Source organism: Ethanoligenens harbinense YUAN-3 (genome assembly GCF_000178115.2).
Taxonomy (GTDB): domain Bacteria; phylum Bacillota; class Clostridia; order Oscillospirales; family Ethanoligenentaceae; genus Ethanoligenens; species Ethanoligenens harbinense.
In genome coordinates, this window is sequence record NC_014828.1 from 1,245,505 (window position 1) to 1,263,407 (window position 17,903).

Genomic DNA, 17,903 nt, shown 5'->3' on the forward strand with positions numbered 1-17,903 from the left:
GGGAGGTTCTATGATACAGGTGCTAATCGCAGATGACCAGACGTTGATGCGAGATGGGTTGAAAACCATTCTCGAACTTGAGCCGGACATTGCCGTGACCGGACTGGCGGCAGACGGAGAGGAAGCCTGTGCCATTTGTGACACGCGAAAACCCGATGTCGTACTGATGGATATCCGCATGCCTGTCATGGATGGCGTGGCAGCCACAGCGGCTATCAAAAAACGGCATCCGTCCATCGCCGTGCTGGTTCTCACCACATTTGACGACGACGAGAGTATTGTGCAGGCACTCAAAAACGGAGCCATCGGTTATCTGCTGAAGGACATTGAGGCCGACCGGCTCATCCAAACCGTTCGTGACGCCGCACAAGGGCAGTTTACATGGCCCGCCATGCTGGCCGCCAAGCTTACGAAGCATCTGTGCGCCAACGTGCCTGCTTTGTCCGGTAGATTGGCGGCATTGACCGGGCGTGAACGCGACGTGGCAAATCTGTTGGCCGGCGGCTATACCAATCGCCGGATTGCCCAGATGCTTTACCTGTCCGAGGGCACGGTGAAAAACCATGTGAGCAGTATTTATTCCAAACTGGGTATTTACGACCGCACTGCCGCCGCGCTGGCTCTGCGGCGGGCGCTTGATAAGTAAAAGCCCCGGTTATACGGAGTGCCGTTATCCGTTTTATCCGGATACTTTGGCGCACAGGGGAACGGCTATGACCGCAGTCATGGGTAAATCATGACTGCGGTTACTGTTTTATAGGCATGTTTTCCGATAAACTGGAAGCATATCGAACGCAAGACAGACCATAACCCACGAAAGGTGTGAAACGATGCAGCCGCTCTCTCCCATCCTGTATTTTCGCCGCAACAAACGGCGATTCTTCGCTTCCGTCACGTCTATCGTCACCGCTATCTGTTTTCTGTACATCATGGAAAGCTTCGTGCACTCCATCATGCAGTCGGTATTGGCCACCGACGGCGCGTATCTGCAAGTTGCCATGGATGTTTTTCCAAGCAGCACCGTTCCGCAGGTGCCTGCCAAGACCATACGGGATCTGGAGAACAACCCACATATCGACCGGCTGATTCCGGTTTCGGAGCAGACCATCAGCTTCAACATTCCCGGTACCTCCAACGGCATCTCGGTCTACGGCGTGAGCAACAGCGATCGCGCCTATTTTCTCTCAAAGTTCGGTATCCATGTTCTGCAAGGCCGCCTACCGCAAAACGGCCGAAACGAAATCGCCGTGGATGAACGCATTGCTCTGAACAACCATCTGCATGTCGGCAGTCATGTGGGATCCGATCTGGACAAGACACAGGATCTGCAAGGCAATTACACGGTGGTTGGCATCCTGCGCGGCAACAGCAGCCTGAGCCTGATGGGTTCCCCATATCCTGAGCAACAGCAAGCCGACCGAGCCGCCCAACTGGCAAACGGTTTTCTGGTCTTTCCCAAAAGCGGACAGATGGCTAAAGCAGAAAAAGCGGTGCAGCCGCTTATCCGCCAGAACCTGATCGCCTGGACACCGTCGCGCGCGGCTGCGGAGTTCGAGGCCACAACGCAGTCGGTCAATATTCTGGACGGGTTCGCGGTGTTGTCCATTTTTGTAATGGTGGTCTGTCTGGTTTGCTCAAAATACGCACAGTATTTTGAGCGGCGCGGCGAATTCGGCGTGCTCAATGCCATGGGCTATACGCGCGGCGATTTGCTGCGCCGCGTGTTTTGGGAAATTACAATCACCAACCTGTTCAGTTTCGCGCTGGGCATGGTGTTTGCGGTCGTGCTCTGCCGCATCGTTACCTACAACGCGTTTGAGCGCATCGGTGGTGTCGGAATTTATCTGTATGGCAAAGCCGCCGTGGTGGCGCTGCTTGCGCCGCTGTTTACCACGCTGTTTACACTGATCCCGGTTTTTCGGCTTATCGGGCGTGTGGACGCAATATCCATCATCGAAAAAAATTAAGGAGGGGCAATATGACCTTTACACTGGAAAACGTCAACCTGATCTACGATATTGAAAAAGAGGTACAGACACTGGCGCTGCGCGATGTGAACCTTACACTCAGCGGCAACAAACTCATCGGCATTTTGGGCCCCTCCGGCAGCGGCAAAAGTTCGCTGCTGTATGCCATGGCCGGCTTGCGCCGCCCAACCAGCGGCAATGTGGCGTATAATGACAGAACCTATGGGTCGCTCAGTGCGCCCGCGCTGGCTACGCTGCGGCGCAAAGAATTTGGTTTTGTATTCCAGCGCCATTTTCTCATCAACTATATGACCGTGCTTGAAAACCTGCTCACACCACTGAATAAAAACACCGGGCCGGTGAGGGAAAAAGCGCTTTCGCTGCTGGAACGGCTGGGCATTGTCCACGCGGCAGGCAAACGCCCCTACCAGCTCTCGGGCGGGCAGCGTCAGCGTGCCGCCATCGCCCGCGCCCTAATGAACGACCCGCAAGTGATTTTCGGCGACGAACCCACCGCTGCCCTTGACCATCAGAGCGCTCGCGAGGTCATGTCTTTGCTGGAGGAGTACACCGCCCATGCCATGGTCATTATCGTCACGCACGACGAAAGCATCCTCGAAAACGCGGACACCATTATCCGCATCTGGGATGGTTCGATCGCCGAAATCGCTTCCCCGAAAGCGGAGGGACAGCCATGAAGCCGCTTTCCCCGCTGCTTTATCTGAAAAATAACGTCAAATCCGCACTCACCGTCTTCTTTGCGATGGTGATCGGTGTGTTTCTGTTCAGTTTCTACGGACTGTTCAGCGCCACCACCACGGAAGCATCGTTAGACGGCACGCTGAACCTGATGAAAACCGGCACGGAAGTCTATTCCACAGACAATACGGTGCTGCCAGCCGCCTTTTTGCAGAAACTGGATGAACAAAAAGACGCGGACCCTCTGCCGGTGCGCAACAACCTCAGCGGCGGCCTGCTTTACAAACGCGGCATGTCCAGCAATAGCATCACCATTTTCAATATGTACGCCGCCGATGCCGCAACGCTTCTGAACACCTATCATATGCGCATGGTTCAGGGCCGGATGCCGCGCGATAACGCACATGAGATTCTCGTTACGCGTGACTTCGCGCTGCAAAACGGCTTGAAAGTGGGCGACGCCGTGGGTACCGAGGTGGCGGACAAATACCAGTTGCCCGGGCGCTACACCATCACCGGCCTGCTGGAAGGCCCGCTCGTATTTGCGGTAGCCTGCCAGCCGGGCAATATTACGCGCGACCAGATGCGGCAGTATTCGCTCATCTACCGCATCGACCATATGTCCGTCCAGACGCAGAAAGCACTGAAAGCGCTGCTGCCCAAAAAGGTCATGGTGTTGGATTATGATACGTTTTCCAATCAGCTTTATGGGCAGTTGCAGATGATGCAGACGCTCGCCGTTATCATCACTGTGATAATGGTGGTGATCCTGTGCATCGCGCTGGGCAATCTCAATGTCATCACGTTCGCCACCCGCCAGGAGGAATTCGCCATCCTGCATGCGATAGGCTATTCCAAGCAGCGGTTGGTGCGCAAACTGTGGGAAGAGACCGTGCTGACCTGCTTCCTTGGTTACACGGCGGGGTCGTTGCTCACACCGTTGGTGGCGTGGCTGCTCAACCAGACGGTCTATGACCCGCAAGGAGCGCCATTGTTGCTTTTTAATGCGCAGGGAACCCTGGCGGCGTTGGCCATCCCTCTGTTTGTTTCGGCCTTCAGTATTTTGCCAGGCGTTTTACACAATTTTTCCAGGCACGCGGATTTCAGTGTGTGATTGCAGAACCGATTCATGTGAAACAGACGGCCGCGTGCAAATGCATGCCTTTTACCGGTTCGGCTGCTCGCTTGTCACCGTTTAGGGGCTTCTTGTCCGATACAGTATTAACAAAAAAAGAGCAGGGTACGGCTTGATACCCTGCTCTTTTGCTTTTGCTTTTGATTTTGGTTTGCTGCCGTATGGATGCGGATGCGCCAGACTCAGAGTTTTTTGAGCCTGGCAAAGTTGGCCATCAGTTTTTTTGTGCCGCAGGTGTCGAATGCAATCTCGAGCAGCGTGTCGCCGCCCATTGTTTTGGCGGAAAGCACCATCCCGCGGCCGAACGTGCCGTGTCCCACGGTATCGCCCGGAGCAAACACGGCCTTGGACTGCACCGGGCGGGATACGCCGGGGCGTTCGAGCCGGATCGGTGCGGCCGGCGCGGCGCGGCGCGGCTGGGGGCGCTCGAAATGCGGGCGCATGTCCTGCGCGTCCTTGAGATTGTTCGGGATCTCATCCAGGAAACGGGATGGGCGGTTGCGCACGGTGGCGCCAAAGAGCATGCGCGAGCCCGCGCAGGTAAGGTTCAGTTTGCGCTTGGCGCGCGTGATGCCCACATAAGCGAGGCGACGCTCCTCCTCAAGCTGCTCGGGATAGATCATAACGCTCTGGCCGGGAAAAACGCCTTCCTCCATCCCCGCAATGAATACGGCGGGGAATTCCAGCCCTTTGGCGGCATGGATGGTCATCATCACCACGGTATCCGCCTGCCCGTCGTAATTGTCGATGTCCGTCATCAGGGCCGCTTCTTCCAAAAAGCCTTCCAGGGTCGGCTCGTCGGCGTTTTTCTCATAGTCGGCGGCGTTGGAGATGAGGGTACTCAGGTTTTCCTTGCGGCTTTTGGCTTCCTCGTCGTCTCCCAATGAGGCGAGGTAGCCGCTTTCTTCCATCACGGTGCGAATGAGCTCATGCGGCAGTATCTCGGTGCGCAGCTCCCGCATGTGTTCCATGAAATGCATAAACGATTCGATGCGCGCGGTTTTTTTGGAGAAATATTCGTATTCCTGACAGTGCAGAAACACCTCGTAGAGTGTCTGCCCCGTCTGCTCGGCGATCTGCTGCACGGCGGCCATGGTTGCGCTGCCGATGCTGCGCTTGGGCGCGTTGACGATCCTCGTGAAATGCAGATTGTCTCCCGGGTTGTTGATGACACAGAGATAGGCCATCAGGTCCCGGATCTCCATGCGGTCGTAGAAACGGTGTCCGCCAATGATGCGGTAGGGGATACCCATCCGTACGAATGCCTTTTCGATGGGGCCGGACTGCGCGTTCATCCGGTAGATTACGGCCTGGTCGGCAAACTTCATGCCGTCTTTCACGTTTTCCAGAATGGTGTTGGCGATGAAGAGCGCCTCGGTGGCCTCGTCTTCAAAGCGGCGGACTTTCACCGGGTCTCCGTCGGGGTTTTCCGTCCAGAGTTTTTTGCTCTTGCGGCCGGTGTTGTTGGCGATGACGGCGTTGGCCACGCCCAGGATGGCGGAGGTGGAGCGGTAGTTCTGTTCCAGCTTGATTACCCGTGCATGCTTAAACTGCTTTTCAAAGCTGAGGATGTTTTCAATGGTGGCGCCGCGGAATTTATAGATGCTCTGGTCATCGTCGCCCACCACGCAGAGGTTCTGGTGCCCGCCGGCGAGCAGACTGATAAGCTGGTACTGCACGGGATTGGTATCCTGATATTCGTCCACCAGCACATAACGGAAGCGTCTTGCGTAATGATCGAGCACATCGGGATTTTTCTCAAAGAGCATGACGGTCAGGCGCAGCATATCGTCGAAATCGAGCGCGTTGGCCTGCCGCAGCGCCTGCTGGTATTTATAGTAGACGCTGGCGATTTTCTGAAGACGGTAATCCCCGCTCGCGGCCGCTTCGAATGCGGCGGGGCTCATGTTCTGCTCCTTGGCGCGGCTGATGGCGGGCAGCGCCGTTTTATTGGCGAAATTGCGGTCGTCCCCGGCGACGTCACGGCAGCATTCGCGCAGTACGCGCAGGCTGTCGTCGGTGTCGTAGATGGTGAACGAGCGCGAATAGCCGAGCTCCAGCTTGTCAATTTCCCGCCGCAGAATGCGGGAGCAGGCGGAGTGGAACGTGCACGCCCAGATGTCGAGCGCCTGCTCGCCCAGCATCTGCTCCAGGCGGCTTTTCATTTCGCCTGCGGCCTTGTTGGTAAACGTGATGGCCAACAGCGCCCAGGAAGGCGGCGCATCTACCGCCAGCAGTTCACGCAAACGCTCGTCGCCAAACGACCTTTGCGCCAGGCAGTTTTGCAGATAGGACAGGTCCTCTGCGGTCAAACCGGATGGGACGGCATCGCTTTCATACGCCGCGCCATATTTCAGAATGCAGGCAACGCGGTTTACCAGCACCGTGGTCTTTCCGCTGCCGGCCCCGGCCAGAACCAGAAGCGGCCCTTGTGTTGCAAGGACCGCCTGCCGCTGCCGGTCGTTCATGCGGGAAAATTCCGCCTCTATGATCTTTTTGCGTAACGCAAGGAATTCGCTGTGCATATCCATGTTTCGATTACTCCTGCCAAGCACGATCTTTTCTGCAGGCTGCGCACAGAGCCGCAACATACAATACTCTCTATTTTATGCTTTTTTCCGGTAAAAATCAAACCCGCACAGGCTCAAAAGCAAAAGATTTTCGTCTGGGTGTCCGCGCCCAAATACCGCTGCAGGATGTCCCCCACAAGATTGGCGGCGATGAGCGGCCTGCTATAAGGCGTATTTACGGCGTTTCCGCGCGCGTCGGGTTCTAATCGTCGTTTCTTGCCCCGGGGCAGGACGGAGCAAACGGGCAGTCCGCGCAGTCCGGCCGTTTCCGGCAGACGGTAGCTGCGTGGCGCACGATGAGTGCATGGTATTCGTTATAGAGTGCCGGGTCCCGGGGAAGATTTTCTTCAAAGAAGCGGCGGAACACCTCGTATTCGGACGGTACGGCGAATCCCAGACGCGCAAACACGCGCCGCGTATAGGCGTCGATGACGAAAACCGGTTTTTGGAGGGCATACAGCAGGATGGAATCGGCGGTTTCCCGTCCCACGCCTTTGAGGGCGAGCAATTCCATGCGCAAGGTATCCGTTCCCTGCGCTCTGGCGGTTTCGATGTCGTACCGGTAGCGTGCGTACCACCCGGTCAGCGTTTTCAGACGCGCGGCTTTTTGCCGGAAAAAGCCGCTGGGGCGAATGATCTCCTCCAGTTCGCCGTCGGAGATTTCCGTTACGAATGCGGGCGTGAGTTTTTCACCAAAATTTGCGATGGCTTTTTTCACATTTGCCCAGGCGGTGTTTTGGGTCAGGATAGCGCCAACCATCATTTCATAAGGCGATTCCGCGGGCCACCAGTGCTGCGGGCCATAGTGCCGGAAAAGCAGACGGTACAGTGTGTGTAATTCCATGTGATCCCCTCCCTGCCTGTCCAGTATAGCGGGGGGGCGGGGTTTCTGGCAAGCTTTTAAAAAGCGGCATGGTTGCAGATTCAACGTTTCAAGAAGCTTCACGCGCTTTTCACAGATTCTTCACAATTCTTCCATATACTAAGAATTGGTTTTGCAAGTATTTGCGCGGATTCCAGCGTAAAAAACGGGGGAGTATTACATGAAAAAACCTTGGGGCACCAAAAAAGCGCCCGGCGGCGCCGTGCCGCAGCCTGTTGTGCAGGCGGGCAGGACCAAATGGTATCGGAAGACCTGGTTCCGGATCACGGCTGTGGTGGTGGTGGTGGCCGTTGTGGGCGGCGGTTTCGCCATTTACCATGTTATGGCTTCGAACAACATGCCCACCTCCACGACGACGTTTCGACTCATGCAGGCGCGGACCGGATCGGTGGAAAAGACCGTTTCCGGTACCGGCACGGTTTCCAATTCCGCGGAGGAAACGCTCACGGCGCCGGATGCTGGCACGGTGGACAGCGTTTCCGTTAAAGACGGCGATACGGTGAAGCAGGGGCAGGTACTTGCGCACATCAACAGCCCCACGGCGCAGCAGACGCTTGAATCCAAACAGACAGCGCTGACACAGGCGCAGAACACGCTGGCGAGCGCGCAGGCTTCGTTGAGCAATCTGTACATCACCGCTCCGCTGGCAGGCCGCATCAAAGCGGTGCAGGTATCCGCCGGGGACACATCTTCGACCGTCAATGCGCTGGGTTTCCTGTGCTATCTTTCCACCAGCCGCTCCATGACGCTGACGATTTCCGGCGCGCAGACATCGGTGACCAATAACGAAGGGGTCAACGTAACGCTGAGTGACGGCAGCACGGTCGCCGGCACGGTGACCGGCGTGAGCGGCGGGCAGAGCAGTTCCAGCGTGACGGTTACCATCGGCACCGACACCCCCGCCGTGGGTTCCACTGCCACGGTAACAACGACGGACGGCAAAACGGTGGGCAGCGGCACGCTGGCGCTCGTCAACTATTATAAGATCACATCGTCCGGCGCTTCCTCCGTTTCCACGGGGTCGAGCAGCGGGTCCAGCGGCAGCTACGGCAGTGGTTCCGGCAGCACCGGGTCCAGCAGTTCGGGGACGATCACCAATGTGTATGTAGCGGAAAACCAGATGGTGAGTAAGACGCAGAACCTCTTTAAGTTGGACGGCACGTCGCTGAACAGCACAATCACTGCCGACCAGCAGGCGGTGACGAACGCGCAGAACGACCTCGCTTCGGCACAGGCCGCAGTGGATGCCAACAACATCACCAGTCCGGTCAACGGCACGGTGACGGCGGTGGATGTAAAAGTGGGCGACAGTGTGGCCAGCGGCGGCAATGTCGTGGGTGTGATCGACCCCACCCAGATGCAGACGCAGGTGACGGTGAATGAGTCCGATATCGACAGCGTGAAGACGGGGCAGACCGTGCATGTCACGCTCAGCGCCCTTTCGGGCACGGCGTATACCGGCACCGTGACGGATGTCAACACCATCGGGACCAATTCCAACGGTGTGGCCACGTTCAACGTTACGATCGGCATCAGCAACCCGACCAACATTCTGGTGGGCATGTCCACCAATGTGGAGATCGTGACCCAGAGCGTACAGAACGTCGTGACCGTGCCCGCGGCTGCCATTCTGGAAAAACGGGGCAGCACGGGCTATGTCATCCCGGCTTCGAGCGTGACGGACTCAAGCGGCAAATCCAAGACCCTGAACAACATCAACACGATGCAGTTGGTGCAGAAATACGGGAAGGAAGTTACCATTGGACTTTCTACCACCAGCACGGTGGAGATCAAGAGCGGCCTGAGTGACGGTGACCGCGTTGCGGAACCCGTTACCATCAATCTGGCGGCAATCAAGAGCCTGACCAGCGGTTCTACCTCCAGCCTGAGCACCCTGCTCGGCGGTGGCATGGGCGGATATGGCGGCGGCATGGGTGGCGGCATGGGCGGCGGCACGGGCGGCTATACACGCCGTAGCACGGGTGGCACCGGAAACACCGTCGGCGGCGGCACCACGTCCGGAGGGACAACGACCGGCGGCACCACTTCCGGCAGCACTGCCAGGACAACAACCGGCGGGGGGAACAACGGATGACAGCCTGCACGAATCATCGCGGCGTGACCGCGGATAGGGAGGGATCGCAGTGGCGGCTATCATAGAGATTGAACACCTTGTAAAATCCTATGTGATCGGCGACAATGTGGTGCATGCCCTGAACGATGTTTCCCTGTCGGTGTCGGAGCGGGAGTTTGTCGCCATCGTCGGCCCGTCCGGCTCGGGCAAATCCACGCTGATGAACATCATTGGCTGCCTGGATATTGCAACGTCTGGCAGTTATAAACTCAGGGGACAGGAGATCAGCCTGTATACGGAGGACGAACTGTCCGAATTCCGCAACCGGATGATCGGGTTCATTTTTCAGCGCTTCAATCTGCTCAACAAACTCAATGCGGTGGAAAACGTAGAACTGCCGCTGGTCTATCAGGGTATTTCGTCCAAAGAGCGGCGTGAGCGCGCGGTGGCCGCGCTGGAGAAGGTGCGCCTGGCCAACCGCATGCTGCACACCCCGATGGAACTTTCCGGCGGCCAGCAGCAGCGTGTTGCCATTGCGCGGGCACTCATCACCGATCCTCCGGTCATTCTCGCGGACGAACCCACCGGCAATCTGGACAGCACCACCGGTAAGGAAGTCATGCAGATTCTGCAGGGGCTTGGCAGCGCCGGGCACACCATCGTCCTCATCACTCATGATATGAACATTGCCAAACAGGCGCGCCGCATCGTCCGCATTTCGGATGGCCGGCTGGTTTCAGATGAGGAGGTGAGCCGGTCATGAGATTTTCACAGGCGCTGCGTATGGCGTTCAAGGCCATCGCTTCCAACAAAATGCGTTCCTTTCTCACGATGCTGGGTATTGTCATCGGTATTTCATCGGTCATCATCATGCTGGCAGTAGGCAACGGTTCCAAACAGGCGATCACCAGTTCCATCGAGGGGATGGGCACCAACTTGTTGACATTGTCGCTGACAGGGACCAAAACGACAACGCTCACAAGCAGTGATATCTCAACCCTTACCAAAAGCAAGAACATTGCCAATGTCGCATCGGACCTAACAGGGACCGCCACGGTCAAATCCGGCGATGAAAATGAGACCGCCAGCGTGGAGGGTACGGTTCCCAGTTATTCCGATGTGCGTGATGTCACGGTGGCCTACGGCCGGTTCATCACACAGGATGACGTGGATAACCACTATCAGGTTCTGGACATCGGGCCGGAAGTGATCCAAAACGTTTATCCGAATCTGAGCGTCAAACAGTATCAGTCACTGGTTGGGCAGACGATTCAGGTGAACGGCGCGAATTTCCTGATCGTCGGCATTCTGGAGAGCAAGGGAACGTCCACCACGGGGTCAAGCGACAATCGGGTCATCATGCCTGTGACGACCGCCGAGCGCCTGGAAGGCACGACGAGCGTGCGGACCTATTATGTGGAGGCCGCGTCCGCAGGCAAGATCGACGACGCGACCACCGACCTCAATAACTTGATGTATGATAAATTCTCGGGCGACACCACCCAATATCGGGTGCTGAGTGAGAGCGAACTGCTGCAGACCTCCACCCAGACCACCTCTACCATGACGAATATGCTGACGGCGGTAGCGGCCATCTCGCTGGTTGTCGGCGGTATCGGCATTATGAACATCATGCTGGTATCCGTGGTGGAGCGCACAAGGGAGATCGGCATCCGCAAAGCCATCGGCGCCAAGCGGCGGGATATCATGCTTCAGTTCCTCATTGAGGCAGTGGTGCTCAGTTGTCTCAGCGGCGCCATCGGTGTTATCATCGGCGTGGTTGCCTGCCTGATTATGCCGCAGTTTACCAAACAGGCAATGGTCATGTCCGGTGGAGTAATGCTGATTGCGTTCCTGTTTTCGGTGGCGGTGGGCATTGCCTTCGGTCTGTATCCTGCCGCAAAAGCTTCCAAGCTGCGCCCCATCGATGCGTTGCGGTATGAATGATCCGGTTTTTGCTCACCCTTCCGCGCGGTGCGCGGTGCAGATATGCTTTTTGCAAAGGAGTTATCTATGAAATCATTCCGTTTGGCTGCTGTTGTCGCTGTTACGGTCTCGACCGCCGTGCTGTTGGTCACGCTTTCCGGGTGCAGTAAAAAAGCATCGGCTTCCACAGCTTCGGGTACCGGCGCAACGTCCGGGCAAAACGCTCGCGGCAACTTTGGAAACATGGAACAGCGCGTAAAGGATGGTTTGTCCGAGTTGGTTTCCGCGGGCACCATCACGCAGGCGCAGGCTGACAAGATCCAGACCGCGCTGACCCAGAACCTTGGCCAGCGCATGCAGAATGCCAGCGGTGCAGGCGCCCCTTCGGGGAGTGGCAGCCGCCCGCAGTGGAATGGCAGCGGGCCCAGTGGTTCGGGTGAACCCAACGGCAGCGGCAGGGGCGAACGTCAGTCGCAGTTGCTGGATTCGCTGGTGTCGGATGGTACCATTACCCAAGAGCAGGCCGACGCCGTGATCCAGAAGCTGTTCAGCTTCAATCGGGGCAGCCAGTCAGGCGATCAGAGTGTCTCCTCGCAGTCCTGACAAATAGAAACGCTCTCCAATCCACCGGTATATCCGGTGGATTTTTTGTATGTACGAGATTCACCGGTTGTGCCGGTGGTACGAAAAAAGGGTTGGCGGGAAAAAGACAGAAAACTCTTTTTTATAATTGGAGCTGCGGTCTGCCAACTGCAACAGCCGATATCAAAAGTTTGACGCGTCTTCATACGTTTGTCCGCAATATGCCTTTTAGGGTTCGGGCCACCGGTTCGACCGGCGGGTTTGATTTGGAGACAAATGCCGCCAAAACGGGCTTGTTTTCCTCTTTTTCACACAATTCTTTACTGGGCATACGCTGAACAGGAAGGTGATGGATATGTGCGGTATCGCTGGATGGGTGAATTTTACCGAAGATATTGAAGAAAACAAACAGATCATCAAACAAATGACCGATACGCTCAAAGAGCGCGGGCCGGACAGTGAAGGGTATTATGAGAGCCGTCATGTCCTGTTCGGACACCGGCGGCTGATTGTTGTGGACGCCGAGGGCGGCAAGCAACCCATGCGCAAAACGATAGACGGCCGAACCTATGTGCTGATTTACAACGGCGAGCTGTATAACACCGAAGACCTGCGGCGCGAATTACTGGCAGACGGATTCACATTCGACGCATATTCCGACACCGAAGTCCTGCTGACGGCCTATATCCGTTGGGGCGCGGGCTGCCTGCAAAAATGCAATGGGATTTTCGCTTTTGCCATTTGGGACGAAGCAGCGCAGACGGTGTTCCTCGCGCGTGACCCGCTGGGTGTGAAGCCGCTGTTTTATGCATGGCGTGGCAATTCGCTGATTTTCGGGTCGGAGATCAAGACCCTGCTCGCGCATCCCGATGTCCAACCGGTAATCGACCGTGACGGGCTGACCGAACTGTTTGCCCTTGGCCCCGCTACCGCGCCGGGCAGCGGCGTATTGAAAGGCGTGCATGAAGTGCCTCCGGCGTATTTTCTGAAAGTGACGCCGGACACCTCGCTCCTGCATGAATACTGGAAACCCAAGGCCAAAGAAAATTATGAAACGGAAGCTGAAGCTGCGGAACACCTGCGCAGTCTGTTTGTCGATGCGGTGGAGCGCCAGTTGGTGGGCGATGTGCCGCTCTGCACATTTCTTTCAGGCGGACTGGATTCCTCCGGCATCACCGCCGTGGCGGCCCGCGCCTTTGAAAAGCGTGGTAAAACGCTGGAAACTTATTCGATCGATTATGCCGAGAACGATAAATATTTCAAGGCCAGCCTGTTCCAGCCCACGCCCGATCAGGTCTGGGCGGAAAAAATGGCAGCGTATGCCCGGACACGCCACCATACTTACATCACGGAACACGCCGCACTGGCCGACGCATTGGAAAACGCGGTCATTGCGCGTGATTTGCCCGGCATGGCGGATGTCGATTCATCCTTATACCTGTTCTGCAAAGAGATCCGGAAAAACTATGTCATCGCGCTTTCGGGCGAATGTGCCGATGAACTGTTTGGTGGTTACCCGTGGTATACGCATGACGAGATGATCTACGCAGACACATTCCCCTGGTCGCGTTTTGTAGGCGACCGGTGCGCGATCCTTTCTCCCGCCCTGCAAACGCTGGACATCGAAGGCTGTGTGCGCCATCAGTATCTCGACACGCTCCGGCAGGTTCCGCATCTGGACGGAGAGAGCAAACGCGACTATCGGATGCGGGAACTGTTCTATCTGAACATCAAATGGTTTATGGTCAACCTGCTCAACCGCAAGGACCGTATGAGCATGTCCAATTCTCTGGAAGTGCGGGTGCCGTTTGCCGATTACCGGCTTGTGGAATATGCGTTCAACCTGCCATCCGCTCTTAAGTTTGCTGGCGGGCGGGAAAAGGGGCTTCTGCGCCTTGCGCTGTCCGGTATCCTGCCTCAAGACATCGTTGAGCGGAAGAAAAGTCCCTATCCCAAAACGCATAATCCGGTCTATACCGATATCGTATGCAGCCGCATGGACGCCGTTTTGAAAAACACCGAATCCCCCTTGCTGGAACTCATTGACCGTAAGAAAGTGCGCGAGATCGTGGATACCCGCGGCGCGGCCTATAAGAACCCGTGGTTTGGTCAACTGATGACCGGCCCGCAGTTGCTGGCATATTTGCTCCAGGTGGATTTCTGGCTCAGGCACTATGACATCCGGCTGGAAAGGTGAAGAATTCCCGCACACACAAAGCCCGAACGTTCGTGTGAACTGCCCCGGGTCGAGCGGATGGCACAATGGCCCTCCCGGCTTCGCCGGGGGGGCCATTGTGTGGAATCTTTTACAGTGCGAAATAATCCACGCCGGCCCGGAAAATGGGCTGGTCCTTGAGGCCGTCGATGTTCTTGCTGATGTATTTGCCGCAGCGTTCGCTATGCGCCATCTTGCCGAAGACCCGTCCGTCCGGGGAAAAGATGCCTTCGACCGCATCTACCGATGCGTTGGGGTTGAACGCGATATCGCCCGACGGATGGCCGTTGAGATCGACATACTGTGTGGCTACCTGCCCGCTTTCCTCCAGTTCGGCCATCACCTCGGGCGTGGCAACAAACCGACCCTCGCCGTGGGAAACCGGGATGGTGTAGACATCGCCGATGTTGCAGTAGGTCATCCACGGAGATTTGACCGAGGAAACCCGTGTGCGCACCATGGTAGCCTGATGGCGGCCAATGGCGTTGAAGGTGAGAGTGGGGCAGTCCGCGTCCATGTCGCGGATCTCACCGTAAGGTACCAGCCCCAGTTTGATGAGCGCTTGGAACCCGTTGCAGATGCCGAGCATCAGGCCGTCACGTTGCTTCAGCAATTCTGTTACCGCTTCTTTAACGCGCGGATTGCGGAAAAACGCCGTGATGAATTTTCCGGAGCCATCCGGCTCGTCACCACCCGAAAAGCCGCCCGGAATCATGATGATCTGGCTGTTCTTGATGCTTTTTTCAAAGGCAAGCACCGATTCGGCAATGTCGTTCGCGGTTTGGTTGCGAATTACGAACGTCTCGCAGACAGCGCCGGCTTCCGTAAATTTGCGCGCCGTATCATACTCGCAGTTGGTGCCCGGAAACACCGGGATGAGCACGCGCGGCGCGGAGAGGCGCGCGGCGGGTTTTTGTTTGATGCGTGCGGGGCAGGTATAGGTCTTGGCGGTGGATTGCGTGGCTTTGACATGGGTGGGGAAGATGTTCTCCAGCGGCTCCGTCCATGCTTTTTCCAGTTTCTCCAGCGGCAGCGTGAGCCCGCCGATCTCGATGGACGGCCGATCGGTCAGATATCCGAGCAGTTTGCCGCCGATGAACGCGCGGGGCTCCGCTTCCAGCAGAAAACCGCCGTAGCACTGGTCGAACAGGGTGGAATCGTCCAGCCCATGTTCCGCGGTGAACCCGATACCGTTGCCAAGCGCCATTTTGGTGATGCCCTCTGCGATGCCGCCCGTGGAGAGCGCCCAGACGGCGCGCACCTTGCGGGCGGAGATCAGCCGTTCTACTTTGGTGAACAGGCGGCGCAGGTCGCCGAAGACGGGCAGGCCGTTGCGGTCGTATTTGGGCTTGAGCAGCACAAGTTTGTTGCCTGCCGTCTTGAATTCCGGTGAAATGACCCGCTGCGCGTTGGTCACGCCGCAGGCGAACGAGAGAATGGTGGGCGGCACATCCAGCTTTTCAAACGAGCCGGACATGGAGTCTTTGCCGCCGATGGCGGCCAGTTTCAGGCCCAGCTGTGCATCAAACGCGCCGAGCAGTGCCGCCAGCGGTTTGCCCCAGCGTGCGGGTTCGTCGCGCAGGCGCTCGAAGAATTCCTGGAAAGAGAGCCATGTCTTTTTCAGGCTGCCGCCGCTTGCAATCAGCCGCGCGACGGATTCTACCACTGCGACCACGCCGCCGTGGTAGGGGCTTTTTTCCGCGATATACGGGTTGCCGCCCCAAGCCATCAGGGAGCAGGTAGTGGTGTCTCCGTCCGGCACCGGCAGTTTCGCGGCCATGGCCTGCGCGGGGGTGAGCTGCCTCCGGCCGCCGTAGGGCAGCAGAACGGTCGCACCGCCGATGGTGGAATCGAAGCGGTCGCCCAGCCCTTTTTGCGAGCAGATGTTCAGGTCGCCCAGCATCTCATTCCACTGTCGGCCCAGGTCACGCACCGAATCGGCCAGATACAGGCCGGAAAGATCCGGTGCCTCCACCGATGCCCGCGCGTGTTTGGGCGCGCCGTTGGAGTTCAGAAATTCCCGGGAAATATCCACAATGCAGGCGTCGTTCCAGTGCATCCGCAGGCGCGGTTCTTCCGTTACGCGTGCCACAACGGAAGCCTCCAGATTTTCCGCCCGCGCCTTTTGGATGAATGCATCCACGTCTTTTTCGGCAACCACCACGGCCATGCGCTCCTGTGATTCCGAAATGGCCAGCTCGGTGCCGTCCAATCCTTCGTATTTGCGGGGCACGGCGTTGAGGTCAATGTCCAGTCCGTCGGCCAGTTCTCCGATGGCGACCGACACGCCGCCGGCGCCGAAATCGTTGCAGCGCTTGATGAGACGGGTGGCGTTCGGGTTGCGGAACAACCGCTGGATCTTACGTTCTTCGGGCGGGTTGCCCTTCTGCACTTCCGCGCCGCAGTTGGTCAGCGAACTGAGGGTATGCGATTTGGAAGAGCCGGTGGCGCCGCCCATGCCGTCTCGCCCGGTGCGCCCGCCCAGAAGGATGACCACATCGCCCGGCTGTGGGCGCTCACGCACTACATTGGCGGCGGGCGCAGCGCCCACCACCGCGCCGGTCTCCAGCCGCTTGGCCACATAGCCGGGGTGGTAGATCTCGCTCACCTGCCCGGTGGCAAGGCCGATCTGGTTGCCGTAGGAGCTGTACCCCACCGCAGCGCCCAGCGTGATCTTGCGCTGGGGGAGCTTGCCGGGCAGTGTTTTGTCCACCGGCAGACGCGGGTCCGCCGCGCCGGTCACCCGCATGGCCTGATAGACATAGGAGCGCCCCGAAAGCGGGTCGCGGATGGCGCCGCCCAGACAGGTGGCCGCGCCGCCGAACGGTTCGATCTCGGTGGGATGGTTGTGGGTCTCGTTTTTGAACATGAGCAGCCAGTCTTCTTCTTTGCCGCCCACATCCGCCTGAATCTTCACCGAGCAGGCGTTGATCTCCTCGGACTCGTCCAGGTCGGGCAGCGCGCCTTCGGCTTTGAGCTTCCGCGCTCCCATGGTGGCCACGTCCATCAGTGTGATCGGTTTGGTGCGGTTTTTATAAAGCTGCTCCCGGCAGGCCATGTACTTCTTATAGGTTTTGCGGATATAGTCCGGCTCGATCTCCACATCGTCCAGTTCGGTGAGGAAGGTGGTGTGGCGGCAGTGGTCGCTCCAATAGGTGTCGATCATCCGCAGCTCGGTAACGGTCGGGTCGCGCTTTTCCACTTCGCTGAAATAGCGGCGGCAGAACTCGATATCGTCCACATCCATGGCCAATCCAAAGTGTTTGGCAAATTCCTCCTGCTGCTCACGGTTGAGCGCACAGAAATTTTTTAAAATTTTTACCTTGCCGGGCAGCTCAAACTCGTCTTTAAGGGTCTCCGGCTTTTCCAGCGACGCTTCTCTGGATTCCACCGGGTTGATGAGATAGGCTTTGATCTTTTCGAATGCTTTGTCGGTGCACGTGCCGCCCAGAATGAAAACGTGTGCGGTCCGCACGGCGGGTTTGTCTCCCTGTGTCAGCAGCGCGATGCACTGCGCGCAGGAGTCGGCGCGCTGGTCGAACTGCCCCGGCAGATATTCCATGGCGAACATGCGCTCGTTTTCAGCGGGCTGCGCTGGTTCCAGCGAGGTTACATCCACCTGCGGTTCGGAAAATACGGTGGGGATAGCCGCCTGAAACGTTTCTTCGGAGATTCCCTCCACATCATAGCGGTTGAGGATGCGCAGGCTATCCAGGCCTTCCAGCCGCAGCGAGGTCTTCAGGTCGGCGAGCACACCGGTCGCTTCTACGGCAAACGGGGGGCGTTTTTCGACAAAGATTCTGTAAACGGGCATTTTCAACAACTCCTATATGACGCGTTCCAGCCGGCGTT

Annotated in this window: 12 protein-coding genes; 9 read left to right on the forward strand and 3 right to left on the reverse strand. The window is 57.6% G+C overall.

Annotated elements, in window-relative coordinates; all coding sequences use genetic code 11:
* Positions 1-10 precede the first annotated feature (10 nt).
* The 4 genes from ETHHA_RS05760 to ETHHA_RS05775 all read left to right on the forward strand — a co-directional run bounded on the left by ETHHA_RS05760 (position 11) and on the right by ETHHA_RS05775 (position 3,780).
* A complete protein-coding gene (locus ETHHA_RS05760) occupies positions 11-646 on the forward strand; it encodes a response regulator (RefSeq protein ID WP_013485046.1) in 636 nt (211 codons plus the stop codon).
* A 184-nt stretch (positions 647-830) separates the two neighbouring features.
* Positions 831-1,967, forward strand: coding sequence for an ABC transporter permease (locus ETHHA_RS05765; protein WP_013485047.1), 1,137 nt, complete (start codon positions 831-833; stop codon positions 1,965-1,967).
* 11 nt (positions 1,968-1,978) lie between these two features.
* Positions 1,979-2,665 (forward strand): ABC transporter ATP-binding protein, encoded by a 687-nt coding sequence (locus ETHHA_RS05770; RefSeq protein ID WP_013485048.1) that lies wholly within the window; start codon positions 1,979-1,981, stop codon positions 2,663-2,665.
* Positions 2,662-3,780: an ABC transporter permease gene (locus tag ETHHA_RS05775; RefSeq protein WP_013485049.1), complete on the forward strand. Its 1,119-nt coding sequence runs from the start codon at positions 2,662-2,664 to the stop codon at positions 3,778-3,780. Before ETHHA_RS05770 ends, ETHHA_RS05775 begins: the two co-directional genes overlap by 4 nt.
* A gap of 203 nt (positions 3,781-3,983) precedes the next feature.
* On the opposite strand, the gene ETHHA_RS05780 is transcribed toward ETHHA_RS05775, so the two are convergent.
* Both ETHHA_RS05780 and ETHHA_RS05785 read right to left on the reverse strand, forming a co-directional pair.
* The gene (locus tag ETHHA_RS05780) at positions 3,984-6,332 is read right to left on the reverse strand and encodes an ATP-dependent helicase (protein WP_013485050.1); all 2,349 of its coding nucleotides are present in this window, start codon (positions 6,330-6,332) and stop codon (positions 3,984-3,986) included.
* Between the two features lie 241 nt (positions 6,333-6,573).
* Entirely contained in the window at positions 6,574-7,215 is a 642-nt protein-coding gene (locus ETHHA_RS05785; RefSeq protein WP_013485051.1) for an endonuclease III domain-containing protein, read from the reverse strand.
* A 199-nt stretch (positions 7,216-7,414) separates the two neighbouring features.
* On the opposite strand from ETHHA_RS05785, the gene ETHHA_RS05790 reads away from it, so the two are divergent.
* The 5 genes from ETHHA_RS05790 to asnB all read left to right on the forward strand — a co-directional run bounded on the left by ETHHA_RS05790 (position 7,415) and on the right by asnB (position 14,033).
* Positions 7,415-9,349: an efflux RND transporter periplasmic adaptor subunit gene (locus tag ETHHA_RS05790; protein WP_013485052.1), complete on the forward strand. Its 1,935-nt coding sequence runs from the start codon at positions 7,415-7,417 to the stop codon at positions 9,347-9,349.
* Between the two features lie 58 nt (positions 9,350-9,407).
* A complete protein-coding gene (locus ETHHA_RS05795; protein ID WP_041687237.1) occupies positions 9,408-10,091 on the forward strand; it encodes an ABC transporter ATP-binding protein in 684 nt (227 codons plus the stop codon).
* Positions 10,088-11,275, forward strand: coding sequence for an ABC transporter permease (locus ETHHA_RS05800; RefSeq protein ID WP_013485054.1), 1,188 nt, complete (start codon positions 10,088-10,090; stop codon positions 11,273-11,275). The genes ETHHA_RS05795 and ETHHA_RS05800 overlap by 4 nt, the downstream gene beginning before the upstream one ends.
* Before the next feature lie 66 nt (positions 11,276-11,341).
* On the forward strand, positions 11,342-11,857 hold the full coding sequence (locus ETHHA_RS05805) for a hypothetical protein (RefSeq protein ID WP_013485055.1): 516 nt from the start codon (positions 11,342-11,344) through the stop codon (positions 11,855-11,857).
* Between the two features lie 334 nt (positions 11,858-12,191).
* Positions 12,192-14,033 carry an asparagine synthase (glutamine-hydrolyzing) gene (gene asnB, locus ETHHA_RS05810; RefSeq protein ID WP_041687239.1) on the forward strand — a complete coding sequence of 614 codons (1,842 nt, stop codon included), beginning with the start codon at positions 12,192-12,194 and terminating at the stop codon, positions 14,031-14,033.
* 109 nt (positions 14,034-14,142) lie between these two features.
* Here the strand turns inward: asnB and ETHHA_RS05815 are convergent, their stop codons facing one another.
* Complete coding sequence (locus tag ETHHA_RS05815; protein ID WP_013485057.1) at positions 14,143-17,865, reverse strand: phosphoribosylformylglycinamidine synthase; 3,723 nt, start codon at positions 17,863-17,865, stop codon at positions 14,143-14,145.
* Between the last annotated feature and the right edge of the window lie 38 nt (positions 17,866-17,903).

What these genes read in the sequence shown, in the direction of transcription:
- ETHHA_RS05760 (WP_013485046.1), top strand. Translation starts at nt 11, where the DNA reads ATGATACAGGTGCTAATCGCAGATGACCAGACGTTGATGCGAGATGGG.
- ETHHA_RS05765 (WP_013485047.1), top strand. Translation starts at nt 831, where the DNA reads ATGCAGCCGCTCTCTCCCATCCTGTATTTTCGCCGCAACAAACGGCGA.
- ETHHA_RS05770 (WP_013485048.1), top strand. Translation starts at nt 1,979, where the DNA reads ATGACCTTTACACTGGAAAACGTCAACCTGATCTACGATATTGAAAAA.
- ETHHA_RS05775 (WP_013485049.1), top strand. Translation starts at nt 2,662, where the DNA reads ATGAAGCCGCTTTCCCCGCTGCTTTATCTGAAAAATAACGTCAAATCC.
- ETHHA_RS05780 (WP_013485050.1), bottom strand. Translation starts at nt 6,332, where the DNA reads ATGGATATGCACAGCGAATTCCTTGCGTTACGCAAAAAGATCATAGAG.
- ETHHA_RS05785 (WP_013485051.1), bottom strand. Translation starts at nt 7,215, where the DNA reads ATGGAATTACACACACTGTACCGTCTGCTTTTCCGGCACTATGGCCCG.
- ETHHA_RS05790 (WP_013485052.1), top strand. Translation starts at nt 7,415, where the DNA reads ATGAAAAAACCTTGGGGCACCAAAAAAGCGCCCGGCGGCGCCGTGCCG.
- ETHHA_RS05800 (WP_013485054.1), top strand. Translation starts at nt 10,088, where the DNA reads ATGAGATTTTCACAGGCGCTGCGTATGGCGTTCAAGGCCATCGCTTCC.
- ETHHA_RS05805 (WP_013485055.1), top strand. Translation starts at nt 11,342, where the DNA reads ATGAAATCATTCCGTTTGGCTGCTGTTGTCGCTGTTACGGTCTCGACC.
- asnB (WP_041687239.1), top strand. Translation starts at nt 12,192, where the DNA reads ATGTGCGGTATCGCTGGATGGGTGAATTTTACCGAAGATATTGAAGAA.
- ETHHA_RS05815 (WP_013485057.1), bottom strand. Translation starts at nt 17,865, where the DNA reads ATGCCCGTTTACAGAATCTTTGTCGAAAAACGCCCCCCGTTTGCCGTA.